Origin of the sequence: Pectobacterium versatile, from assembly GCF_003932035.1 — a bacterium.
Taxonomy (GTDB): Bacteria; Pseudomonadota; Gammaproteobacteria; order Enterobacterales; family Enterobacteriaceae; genus Pectobacterium; species Pectobacterium versatile.
In genome coordinates this window covers 295,621-308,328 of the sequence record NZ_CP034276.1, presented here as the reverse complement: position 1 = coordinate 308,328, position 12,708 = coordinate 295,621, and the positions used below count along the sequence as shown (strand labels likewise).

Below are 12,708 nucleotides of genomic sequence, written 5' to 3'. Positions count from 1 at the left end.
ATGACGATGAACCATTATACGCAAGGCCATCAGTCCCCTCTGTTCAAAGCGATGCAGTGGGCACGGCGTAATCTCTTCTCAAGTATCGGCAATAGCCTGTTAACGCTGTTTTGCCTCTGGCTACTGTGGGTTGCCATACCGCCGCTGCTCAACTGGACGATCTTTCAGGCGAACTGGATCGGCACAACCCGCAATGACTGTACGCGTGATGGGGCCTGCTGGGTCTTCATTCACGCCAGATTTGGTCATTTCATGTATGGCCTGTATCCAGCAGCAGAAGTCTGGCGCATCAACTTCGCACTCGCCATCGGGTTACTCAGCATTCTGCCGATGTTCCTAAAAAGCATCCCCTATCGCGGACGCTATCTTGCCGTCTGGGCAGTGGCGTATCCGCTCATCGCCTGGTGGTTGCTTTACGGTGGCTTTGGCGGACTCAGTAGAGTAGAAACCTATCAATGGGGCGGCCTAACGTTGACGCTGATCATCGCCGCCGTGGGTATTGCGGGTGCACTGCCACTTGGTATCTTGCTCGCATTAGGTCGCCGTTCCACTCTGCCGATTGTCCGCATGCTTTCCGTTGTGTTCATCGAGTTCTGGCGTGGTGTACCGTTAATCACCGTACTTTTTATGTCATCCGTGATGCTGCCGTTGTTTTTAACGGAAGGCACCACGATCGATAAACTGCTGAGGGCATTAGTCGGCGTTATTTTATTCCAGTCCGCTTATGTCGCTGAGGTGGTTCGCGGTGGCTTGCAGGCACTGCCAAAAGGACAGTATGAAGCCGCTGAATCCCTGGGCTTAGGCTATTGGCGCATGCAGGGGCTGGTCATCCTACCGCAAGCGCTAAAAATGGTTATCCCGGGTCTGGTGAATACCATTATTTCTCTCTTTAAAGACACCAGCCTGGTGATCATCATCGGCCTTTTCGATCTCTTCAGCAGTATCCAACAGGCAACGGTCGACCCCACCTGGCTGGGCATGTCGACAGAAGGCTATGTCTTTGCCGCAATGGTTTATTGGATTTTCTGTTTCAGCATGTCGCGCTATAGCCAACATCTGGAAAATCGTTTTAACACCGGACACAAGTCACACTGAGGCCATCCATGAATCAGACTGCATTAACTCAATCAACCGATCACATGATTACCTTAGAGAATGTGAATAAGTGGTACGGGCAATTTCATGTGCTTAAAGACATCAATCTGCAGGTCAGGCAAGGGGAACGGATTGTGCTGTGCGGCCCTTCGGGGTCGGGAAAATCGACCACCATACGCTGCATTAATCATCTTGAAGAACATCAGGCAGGGCGGATTGTCGTTGATGGTATCGAAGTGAATAATGATTTACGCAACATCGAAAAAATTCGTACTGAAGTCGGCATGGTTTTTCAGCATTTCAATCTTTTCCCGCACTTAACTGTGTTGCAGAACTGCACGCTGGCACCGTCCTGGGTACGCCACACGCCGAAAAAAGAAGCGGAAGAGCTGGCAATGCACTATCTGGAACGCGTGCGTATCGCCGCACATGCGCATAAATTTCCGGGGCAGCTATCTGGAGGCCAGCAACAACGTGTGGCCATCGCCCGTTCACTGTGCATGAAGCCCAAGATTATGCTGTTTGACGAGCCGACGTCTGCGCTGGATCCTGAAATGGTAAAAGAGGTGCTAGATACTATGCTTGGGCTAGCTCAGGATGGAATGACGATGCTTTGCGTCACGCATGAAATGGGATTCGCGAGAACCGTCGCTGATCGGGTGATCTTTATGGATCAAGGTGAGATCGTAGAACAAGCCCCACCGGATATCTTCTTCTCCAGCCCTCGTTCAGAGCGTACTCAGGCATTTCTCTCACAAATCCTGCACTAATCTGAAGCATCCTGCCTGCGTGTCCTACGCAGGCCTTCCCCACTATCGCCATTATGATGGCTATCACAGCTCGTATCACATAACTAATGCGAACTGGATAAGGTAGGAAGGTTTCTGCATCCTAAAAAACATCCTCATCTTCCATGACTGTCAGGTTATCTGCCGGATACACCGCAATAAATGCACAGCGAGCAAATCTAATTCAGATATCACATAGTTTACCCGATCTACGCAAGATACCGACTGCCTTTTACCACTGGCAAGGTATAAACAACATACACCAAAAATTTCCCATAGCAAAAAGCCCCTGTCTTTCGACAGGGGCTTTCCACTTGTTTGATGCCTGGCAGTTCCCTACTCTCACATGGGGAAGCCCCACACTACCATCGGCGCTACGGCGTTTCACTTCTGAGTTCGGCATGGGGTCAGGTGGGACCACCGCGCTATCGCCGCCAGGCAAATTCTGTTTCATTCCAACCGTCATGCTTCGCTTTCGCTCTCGCATAACCATCAGAACCAATCCTAAAACAAGCTGATTATCAACATCTCTTTGAGTCACTCTCAAAACACCTTCGGTGTTGTAAGGTTAAGCCTCTCGGGTCATTAGTACTGGTTAGCTCAACGTATCGCTACGCTTACACACCCAGCCTATCTACGTCGTAGTCTTCAACGGCCCTTCAGGGGTATCAAGTACCCAGGGAAGACTCATCTCGAGGCAAGTTTCCCGCTTAGATGCTTTCAGCGGTTATCTCTTCCGCACTTAGCTACCGGGCAATGCAATTGGCATCACAACCCGAACACCAGTGGTGCGTTCACTCCGGTCCTCTCGTACTAGGAGCAACCCCTCTCAATCTTCCAACGCCCACGGCAGATAGGGACCGAACTGTCTCACGACGTTCTAAACCCAGCTCGCGTACCACTTTAAATGGCGAACAGCCATACCCTTGGGACCTACTTCAGCCCCAGGATGTGATGAGCCGACATCGAGGTGCCAAACACCGCCGTCGATATGAACTCTTGGGCGGTATCAGCCTGTTATCCCCGGAGTACCTTTTATCCGTTGAGCGATGGCCCTTCCATTCAGAACCACCGGATCACTAAGACCTGCTTTCGCACCTGCTCGAGCTGTCACTCTCGCAGTCAAGCTAGCTTATGCCTTTGCACTAACCTCCTGATGTCCGACCAGGATTAGCTAACCTTCGTGCTCCTCCGTTACGCTTTGGGAGGAGACCGCCCCAGTCAAACTACCCACCAGACACTGTCCGCAACCCGGATCACGGGCCCACGTTAGAACATCAAACATTAAAGGGTGGTATTTCAAGGTTGGCTCCACGCAGACTGGCGTCCACGCTTCAAAGCCTCCCACCTATCCTACACATCAAGGCTCAAGGTTCAGTGTCAAGCTATAGTAAAGGTTCACGGGGTCTTTCCGTCTTGCCGCGGGTACACTGCATCTTCACAGCGAGTTCAATTTCACTGAGTCTCGGGTGGAGACAGCCTGGCCATCATTACGCCATTCGTGCAGGTCGGAACTTACCCGACAAGGAATTTCGCTACCTTAGGACCGTTATAGTTACGGCCGCCGTTTACCGGGGCTTCGATCAAGAGCTTCGCCTTGCGGCTGACCCCATCAATTAACCTTCCGGCACCGGGCAGGCGTCACACCGTATACGTCCACTTTCGTGTTTGCACAGTGCTGTGTTTTTATTAAACAGTTGCAGCCAGCTGGTATCTTCGACTGATTTCAGCTCCGTGAGCAAGTCACTTCACCTACCATCAGCGTGCCTTCTCCCGAAGTTACGGCACCATTTTGCCTAGTTCCTTCACCCGAGTTCTCTCAAGCGCCTGAGTATTCTCTACCTGACCACCTGTGTCGGTTTGGGGTACGATTTGATGTTACCTGGAGCTTAGAGGCTTTTCCTGGAAGCGTAGCATTGGTTACTTCATCACCGTAGTGACTCGTCATCACGCCTCAGTGTTAATGACGACCCGGATTTACCAAAGTCATCCACCTTCACGCTTAAACCGGGACAACCGTCGCCCGGATAACCTAGCTTTCTCCGTCCCCCCTTCGCAGTAACACCGAGTACAGGAATATTAACCTGTTTCCCATCGACTACGCTTTTCAGCCTCGCCTTAGGGGTCGACTCACCCTGCCCCGATTAACGTTGGACAGGAACCCTTGGTCTTCCGGCGTGCGGGTTTTTCACCCGCATTATCGTTACTTATGTCAGCATTCGCACTTCTGATACCTCCAGCAACCCTCACAGGTCACCTTCGACGGCTTACAGAACGCTCCCCTACCCAACAACACCTGAGTGTCGCTGCCGCAGCTTCGGTGCATGGTTTAGCCCCGTTACATCTTCCGCGCAGGCCGACTCGACCAGTGAGCTATTACGCTTTCTTTAAATGATGGCTGCTTCTAAGCCAACATCCTGGCTGTCTGTGCCTTCCCACATCGTTTCCCACTTAACCATGACTTTGGGACCTTAGCTGGCGGTCTGGGTTGTTTCCCTCTTCACGACGAACGTTAGCACCCGCCGTGTGTCTCCCGTGATAACATTCTTCGGTATTCGTAGTTTGCATCGGGTTGGTAAGTCGGGATGACCCCCTAGCCGAAACAGTGCTCTACCCCCGAAGATGAATTCACGAGGCGCTACCTAAATAGCTTTCGGGGAGAACCAGCTATCTCCCGGTTTGATTGGCCTTTCACCCCCAGCCACAAGTCATCCGCTAATTTTTCAACATTAGTCGGTTCGGTCCTCCAGTTAGTGTTACCCAACCTTCAACCTGCCCATGGCTAGATCACCGGGTTTCGGGTCTATACCCTGCAACTTAACGCCCAGTTAAGACTCGGTTTCCCTACGGCTCCCCTATACGGTTAACCTTGCTACAGAATATAAGTCGCTGACCCATTATACAAAAGGTACGCAGTCACCCTGATTAATCAAGGCTCCCACTGCTTGTACGTACACGGTTTCAGGTTCTATTTCACTCCCCTCGCCGGGGTTCTTTTCGCCTTTCCCTCACGGTACTGGTTCACTATCGGTCAGTCAGGAGTATTTAGCCTTGGAGGATGGTCCCCCCATATTCAGACAGGATGTCACGTGTCCCGCCCTACTCATCGAACTCACAATCTGTGCATTTTTGTGTACGGGACTATCACCCTTTACTGTGCGACTTTCCAGACGCTTCCACTAACACACAAACTGATTCAGGTTCTGGGCTCCTCCCCGTTCGCTCGCCGCTACTAGGGGAATCTCGGTTGATTTCTTTTCCTCGGGGTACTGAGATGTTTCAGTTCCCCCGGTTCGCCTCATTACGCTATGTATTCACGTAATGATAGTGTGTCGAAACACACTGGGTTTCCCCATTCGGGTATCGTCGGGTATAACGCTTCATATCAGCTTACCGACGCTTATCGCAGATTAGCACGCCCTTCATCGCCTCTGACTGCCTAGGCATCCACCGTGTACGCTTAGTCGCTTAACCTCACAACCCGAAGGTGTCTTTGATTAATCAAAGTCACTGTCGTGCTGCGATTATTTGAGAGACTCATTGACACACTGATACACCATTCATACCCGCAGGTACCAATGCATGTTCAGCTGTCATGTTTCAATTTTCAGCTTGTTCCAGATTGTTAAAGAGCAATATCGTAAACATGACTCCGAAGAATCATCTTTAAGATATTCATGATAATGTCTTTCACTCATTATCGGATTGGCGTCCCCAAGGGGATTCGAACCCCTGTTACAGCCGTGAAAGGGCAGTGTCCTAGGCCTCTAGACGATGGGGACACGAAAAATCCGTACCGAATCAGAAATTCGGCACTATCGCGTCAGCATGAGTTTACACTCATCGCATCAACAGGTGCGCTTGCTCAGTATTTTCATCAGACAATCTGTGTGAGCACTTCACTTAACACACATCTTCTTGGTAAGGAGGTGATCCAACCGCAGGTTCCCCTACGGTTACCTTGTTACGACTTCACCCCAGTCATGAATCACAAAGTGGTAAGCGCCCTCCCGAAGGTTAAGCTACCTACTTCTTTTGCAACCCACTCCCATGGTGTGACGGGCGGTGTGTACAAGGCCCGGGAACGTATTCACCGTAGCATTCTGATCTACGATTACTAGCGATTCCGACTTCATGGAGTCGAGTTGCAGACTCCAATCCGGACTACGACGTACTTTATGAGGTCCGCTTGCTCTCGCGAGGTCGCTTCTCTTTGTATACGCCATTGTAGCACGTGTGTAGCCCTACTCGTAAGGGCCATGATGACTTGACGTCATCCCCACCTTCCTCCGGTTTATCACCGGCAGTCTCCTTTGAGTTCCCGACCGAATCGCTGGCAACAAAGGATAAGGGTTGCGCTCGTTGCGGGACTTAACCCAACATTTCACAACACGAGCTGACGACAGCCATGCAGCACCTGTCTCAGAGTTCCCGAAGGCACTCAGCTATCTCTAGCTAATTCTCTGGATGTCAAGAGTAGGTAAGGTTCTTCGCGTTGCATCGAATTAAACCACATGCTCCACCGCTTGTGCGGGCCCCCGTCAATTCATTTGAGTTTTAACCTTGCGGCCGTACTCCCCAGGCGGTCGATTTAACGCGTTAGCTCCGGAAGCCACGCCTCAAGGGCACAACCTCCAAATCGACATCGTTTACAGCGTGGACTACCAGGGTATCTAATCCTGTTTGCTCCCCACGCTTTCGCACCTGAGCGTCAGTCTTTGTCCAGGGGGCCGCCTTCGCCACCGGTATTCCTCCAGATCTCTACGCATTTCACCGCTACACCTGGAATTCTACCCCCCTCTACAAGACTCTAGCCTGTCAGTTTTGAATGCAGTTCCCAGGTTAAGCCCGGGGATTTCACATCCAACTTAACAGACCGCCTGCGTGCGCTTTACGCCCAGTCATTCCGATTAACGCTTGCACCCTCCGTATTACCGCGGCTGCTGGCACGGAGTTAGCCGGTGCTTCTTCTGCGAGTAACGTCAATCGATAAGGTTATTAACCTTACCGCCTTCCTCCTCGCTGAAAGTGCTTTACAACCCGAAGGCCTTCTTCACACACGCGGCATGGCTGCATCAGGCTTGCGCCCATTGTGCAATATTCCCCACTGCTGCCTCCCGTAGGAGTCTGGACCGTGTCTCAGTTCCAGTGTGGCTGGTCATCCTCTCAGACCAGCTAGGGATCGTCGCCTAGGTGAGCCATTACCTCACCTACTAGCTAATCCCATCTGGGCACATCTGATGGCGAGAGGCCCTAAGGTCCCCCTCTTTGCTCTTGCGAGGTTATGCGGTATTAGCTACCGTTTCCAGTAGTTATCCCCCTCCATCAGGCAGTTTCCCAGACATTACTCACCCGTCCGCCGCTCGTCACCCAGAGAGCAAGCTCTCCTGTGCTACCGCTCGACTTGCATGTGTTAGGCCTGCCGCCAGCGTTCAATCTGAGCCATGATCAAACTCTTCAATTTAAGATTTGTTTGATTTGCTGAACTCGCCAGCGATGCTCAAAGAATTAGTAACTGTTCATTCGTAATGAATTTTACTGTTGTTCACTCTTCAAGACTTTTTTATATCGTTAAGATACGGTCTTGTGAGTGCCCACACAGATTGTCTGATTAAATTGTTAAAGAGCAGTGCCACTTCATCGGTGGCGCGGCTGCATATGCTATGCTTTTCCGCTGTGAAGTCAAGTCATTACTGACTGCTTCGTTGAATCTTTTTGCTGTCACCACAACCGCGTATCGCTGTTGCCGTGTCAGTGGATGCGCATTATAGGGACTTCTCGTCAGGCCGCAATAGGTGTTTTAAAGAAAAATAACTGTTTGCTGCATTCCACAGCAAAACCCCGCTTTATACCTATTTTTGCACAAACTTATCCACAGAAAGCATTCTACTCAAAAATTGACGAGCATCACGCAAACGTTTTCGCTACAATTCACCCCGTTCAAAATCGTCGTATTTTGCGAACGCTAACTGAATATTTCTCTTTATTCCGCAATTATTGCTCTGACAAAGACGATATTCACATACCGTTCTTTACTGACTACCCAAATCCAGGGGATAACATCATCATGCAACAACGCCGTCCAATTCGCCGCGCTCTGCTCAGCGTTTCTGACAAAGCAGGTATTGTCGAATTTGCTCAAGCTCTGTCCCACCGTGGCGTCGAGCTCCTTTCAACGGGTGGAACAGCCCGTTTGCTGGCCGATGCTGGGTTAGCGGTGACAGAAGTCTCTGACTACACCGGTTTCCCGGAAATGATGGATGGGCGTGTGAAGACCCTGCACCCAAAAGTACATGGCGGCATTCTGGGACGGCGCGATCAAGATGATGCGATCATGACGCAGCACGACATCAAACCGATTGATATCGTCGTTGTGAATTTGTATCCGTTTGCTCAGACCGTCGCCCGTGAGAACTGCACGTTAGAAGATGCGGTTGAGAATATCGATATCGGTGGCCCGACGATGGTCCGCTCCGCCGCCAAGAACCATAAAGATGTGGCTATCGTAGTCAAGAGCAGCGACTACAGCACCATCATTAATGAAATCGACGCTAACGAAGGTTCACTGACCTACGAAACCCGTTTCGATTTAGCCATTAAAGCCTTCGAACACACTGCCACTTACGACAGTATGATTGCCAACTACTTTGGTGCACTGGTTCCGCCTTACCACGGTGATACCGATAAACCATCGGGCCACTTCCCGCGCACGTTGAACCTGAACTACATCAAAAAGCAGGACATGCGCTACGGCGAGAACAGCCATCAGCAAGCGGCCTTCTATATAGAAGAGAATATTCACGAGGCCTCTGTCGCCACTTCTACACAGTTACAAGGCAAAGCGCTGTCTTATAACAACATCGCCGACACCGATGCGGCGCTGGAATGTGTGAAAGAATTTGCCGAGCCAGCCTGCGTTATCGTTAAACACGCGAATCCGTGCGGCGTAGCGATTGGCAGTTCAATTCTTGATGCCTACGAACGCGCCTATAAAACTGACCCGACATCTGCATTCGGCGGCATTATCGCTTTCAACCGCGAACTGGATGAAGAGACGGCGCAGACCATCATCAGCCGCCAGTTTGTCGAAGTCATTATTGCCCCATCTGCCAGTGATGCCGCATTGAAGGTGACCGCAGCCAAACAAAACGTACGTGTCCTGACCAGCGGTAGCTGGCAGCAACGCGTTCCTGGTCTGGATTTCAAACGCGTCAACGGCGGTTTGCTGGTACAGGATCGCGATCTGGGCATGGTCGATGCATCTCAACTGCGTGTCGTGACCGAGCGCCAGCCGAGCGAACAGGAATTACGTGATGCCCTTTTCTGCTGGAAAGTGGCTAAGTTCGTTAAATCCAATGCGATTGTGTACGCACGCGATAACATGACCATTGGGATAGGTGCTGGCCAGATGAGCCGCGTTTACTCAGCGAAAATCGCCGGAATCAAAGCGAGCGATGAAGGGCTGGAAGTAAAAGGTTCCGCTATGGCGTCTGATGCGTTCTTCCCATTCCGTGATGGTATTGATGCCGCAGCTGCCGTTGGCATTACCTGCGTGATCCAACCGGGCGGGTCTATTCGTGATGATGAAGTCATTGCCGCCGCCAACGAACACGGCATTGCGATGATCTTTACCGACATGCGCCATTTCCGCCATTAATTCTGGAGCTGACCGAAATGAACATTTTAGTAATTGGTAATGGCGGACGCGAACACGCGCTGGCCTGGAAAGCCTCACAGTCACCGCTGGCGAAACATGTTTATGTTGCTCCGGGAAACGCGGGCACCGCACTTGAACCTGCGCTGACCAACGTCGATATCGCCGCAACGGATATTCCAGCGTTAGTCGCTTTTGCGCAGGCAAACCACATCGATCTAACCATCGTTGGCCCAGAAACACCGTTAGTTATCGGTGTTGTGGATGCGTTTCTGAGCGCTGGTCTAAAAATCTTTGGTCCAACGCAAGGCGCTGCACAGTTAGAAGGCTCTAAAGCCTTTACTAAAGATTTCCTGGCACGCCATAACATCCCGACAGCGGAATACCAGAACTTCACCGAAGTGGAACCCGCACTGGCTTATGTTCGCAGCAAAGGTGCACCAATCGTCATCAAGGCTGACGGATTAGCCGCTGGCAAAGGCGTGATTGTCGCCATGACTTTGCAGGAAGCGGAAAACGCCATTCAGGATATGCTAGCGGGAAATGCATTCGGCGATGCCGGACACCGTATCGTGGTGGAAGAGTTCCTTGATGGCGAAGAAGCCAGCTTCATCGTCATGGTGGATGGCAAGAATGTGCTGCCGATGGCAACCAGTCAGGATCATAAACGCGTCGGGGATAAAGACACTGGCCCGAATACCGGTGGCATGGGCGCTTATTCGCCGGCTCCGGTCGTGACCGATGAAATCCACCAGCGAGTGATGGATCAGGTAATTTGGCCGACCGTGAACGGCATGGCCACTGAGGGAAATACCTACGTCGGTTTCCTGTATGCCGGCCTGATGATTTCTGCCGATGGCCAGCCAAAAGTGATCGAATTCAACTGCCGCTTTGGCGATCCAGAAACACAGCCAATTATGCTGCGCCTGCGTTCCGATCTGGTGGAGTTGTGTCTGGCAGCCTGTGACGGCACGCTGGATCAGAAAGATTCTGTCTGGGATGAACGTCCGTCTCTGGGCGTGGTATTGGCTGCGGGCGGTTACCCGGCTGACTACAATACGGGCGATGTGATTTCCGGTTTACCACAGCAGGATGCCGAAGATGGCAAAGTCTTCCACGCTGGTACCAAGTTGAACGGCATTGATGTCGTCACCAACGGCGGCCGCGTACTGTGCGTCACTGCATTAGGTAATACCGTCGCTGAAGCGCAACAGCGCGCTTATGAAATAGCAGCAGGTATTCAGTGGCAAGGGGTATTCTGTCGAAAAGACATCGGCTACCGTGCTATTGAGCGCGAGCAAGCCTGATAAGTGATGCGATAACGATTGTCTGATAAATACTGAAGCCCGGAGAAATCCGGGTTTTTTATAGCCAGATTTTTTATGGCTAATAGCTATTTGGGCTGCCACTGGCAGACATCATCTTCCACCACCAGCAATAACTGCGTCCCTTCTGGCGCTTCCAGCCACGCGACGTTTAGCGGGCGCGTTGCATGCGCTTTTTGCTGCGCGATCCATTCACGTGAATCGTTGTCAAAATCAGGGCGAACCATCGTACCGTCACAAGACTGCACCTGTCCTTCCAGCCATTTTCCTTGCTTTAGCCTCACCTTACCTGCACGCAATACATCGCTCAATTCCAGCATGCGCTTAGCATCAAACTGATAGAGTGCGATTTCATCATCAGAAACCGATTCACGTCTTTCGGCAAGCTGCCGCTGCATAAAGCTGACAGTGCCATCTTCTGCAAAGCGCAAACGCATATCTTCTTGTTGCGCCCCGAGCTGATTACGCTGTATCTCGCGTAGCTTATCCTGTTGGAACGTATAGCGAGTCACCACCAGACCATTACCTTGAAGCGGGTTGTACACGGTGGTCAGTGCCGTCGTATTCTGCGCATCATCCTTACGCCACAAACGCACAACACCACGATCGGCAACGTAACCGCTGGCGAACACTTCCGGCGGTGCGGTGCGGCTACTACAGGCCACCACGGCTATCAGCACGAGGCCTGCGCCACACAAACGTCGTAAAAGCAAAAGGGGCGAAAACGCCCCTCTGCTTAAACTTTTAACCGGCATGGGCTTATTTAACAGCGTCTTTCAGAGCCTTGCCAGAAACAAACGCTGGCACGTTGGCAGCAGCAATTTTGATTTCTTTACCGGTTTGTGGGTTGCGGCCAGTGCGCTCATTACGATGGTTCACTTTAAACGTACCAAAACCAACTAATTGTACTGCATCACCTTCTTTCAGAGACTCGGTAATTGCCGCCAAAGTTGATTCCAGAGCTGCTTTAGCCTGTGCTTTTGACAGATCAGCTTTGTCCGCAATTACATCAATCAGTTGAGTCTTATTCATAAGTTATCCTTACAGTGTGTTTATCGCTTGCTAAGCATCGAGTGCGACGGATATGCCCTTTCCCGTTTCAGGGTGTAATAGCACTCTCCTGCATACACGCACCGACAGCCACTTTTTTTACGCCCCCCAAATGTAGACCAGACAGGGTGCGAATGTGAAGCCTTAAGACAGGCCATTTCAGGCCTTAAATCACGTTTTATCGCGTTATTGATGCAAATTTATCCCGATGTTACTACTTCCGGCCTCGCGCACATCAGAACGGAGCCCTTTGATCAGCTCAATGTCGCGTTCTTCACAAGCCGCCAACAGGCGAAAAATCTCCCATTGGATGTCCCATTCTTCTTCAATTGCAGGCAAAACCTTGAGCTCATCGTCGGTCATTTCTTTGCCCACCTGCGTCATTTCCAGCATGGCAACCGTGCGGATAGACGTTTCGCTAATCGCTATCGCATGTTCCAGCGTTTCACCGCTTAAACGCGAATGAATCAGCTCGCCCAGTGCGATGCAGGCATCAATAGCCGGGTAGACGCCGTAAAGATCGTAATCTTCAGCAGCGGGAACCGCTTCTTCCAGCTTTTCCAACTGGCTATCGAAATTGACCTTCGCATCTTTAACAACCAATGTTTCCCATACCAGATCGAGAATGCGACGGTAAACCATCGCGTCGCCGAATTCTGTTTGACGACAAAACTCGTGGTAATTTGGGTACATACGTTCACAAAGACATGCCATGAAAGTGACATGTTGCCAGCTCGTCAGCTTTTCCAGACGTAAATGAATGGGGTTACGTAACATTTTTATGCTCATTAACGGC

Annotated in this window: 7 protein-coding genes, 1 tRNA gene and 3 rRNA genes; 4 read left to right on the top strand and 7 right to left on the bottom strand. The window is 51.1% G+C overall.

The genetic code is table 11. The annotated features are described in order from the left end of the window. Both EIP93_RS01385 and EIP93_RS01380 read left to right on the top strand, forming a co-directional pair. Positions 1-1,095, top strand: coding sequence for an amino acid ABC transporter permease (locus tag EIP93_RS01385; protein ID WP_125232166.1), 1,095 nt, complete (start codon positions 1-3; stop codon positions 1,093-1,095). 8 nt (positions 1,096-1,103) lie between these two features. Then, positions 1,104-1,865, top strand: coding sequence for an amino acid ABC transporter ATP-binding protein (locus EIP93_RS01380; protein ID WP_039482435.1), 762 nt, complete (start codon positions 1,104-1,106; stop codon positions 1,863-1,865). A gap of 341 nt (positions 1,866-2,206) precedes the next feature. Here the strand turns inward: EIP93_RS01380 and rrf are convergent. The 4 genes from rrf to EIP93_RS01360 form a co-directional block, all read right to left on the bottom strand. Beyond that, positions 2,207-2,322, bottom strand: a 5S ribosomal RNA gene (gene rrf, locus EIP93_RS01375). A 125-nt stretch (positions 2,323-2,447) separates the two neighbouring features. Next, positions 2,448-5,357 (bottom strand): 23S ribosomal RNA (locus EIP93_RS01370). 232 nt (positions 5,358-5,589) lie between these two features. Further along, a tRNA-Glu gene (locus EIP93_RS01365) sits at positions 5,590-5,665 on the bottom strand. A gap of 140 nt (positions 5,666-5,805) precedes the next feature. Beyond that, positions 5,806-7,347 (bottom strand): 16S ribosomal RNA (locus EIP93_RS01360). Together the 16S, 23S and 5S rRNA genes with 1 tRNA gene alongside form the textbook arrangement of a ribosomal RNA operon. Positions 7,348-7,950: 603 nt before the next feature. Here EIP93_RS01360 and purH point away from each other — a divergent pair. Next, the gene (purH, locus tag EIP93_RS01355; protein ID WP_107332170.1) at positions 7,951-9,540 is read left to right on the top strand and encodes a bifunctional phosphoribosylaminoimidazolecarboxamide formyltransferase/IMP cyclohydrolase; all 1,590 of its coding nucleotides are present in this window, start codon (positions 7,951-7,953) and stop codon (positions 9,538-9,540) included. A 17-nt stretch (positions 9,541-9,557) separates the two neighbouring features. Beyond that, positions 9,558-10,844, top strand: a complete 1,287-nt coding sequence (gene purD, locus EIP93_RS01350; protein ID WP_107332169.1) for a phosphoribosylamine--glycine ligase — start codon at positions 9,558-9,560, stop codon at positions 10,842-10,844. An 86-nt stretch (positions 10,845-10,930) separates the two neighbouring features. Here the strand turns inward: purD and EIP93_RS01345 are convergent, their stop codons facing one another. From EIP93_RS01345 to EIP93_RS01335, 3 genes are all read right to left on the bottom strand, one after another. Next, a complete protein-coding gene (locus tag EIP93_RS01345) occupies positions 10,931-11,617 on the bottom strand; it encodes a DUF1481 domain-containing protein (RefSeq protein WP_105880165.1) in 687 nt (228 codons plus the stop codon). A 4-nt stretch (positions 11,618-11,621) separates the two neighbouring features. Next, positions 11,622-11,894 (bottom strand): nucleoid-associated protein HU-alpha, encoded by a 273-nt coding sequence (gene hupA, locus EIP93_RS01340; RefSeq protein WP_005970302.1) that lies wholly within the window; start codon positions 11,892-11,894, stop codon positions 11,622-11,624. A gap of 204 nt (positions 11,895-12,098) precedes the next feature. Next, positions 12,099-12,689, bottom strand: a complete 591-nt coding sequence (locus tag EIP93_RS01335; protein ID WP_103863017.1) for a YjaG family protein — start codon at positions 12,687-12,689, stop codon at positions 12,099-12,101. Positions 12,690-12,708 lie beyond the last annotated feature (19 nt).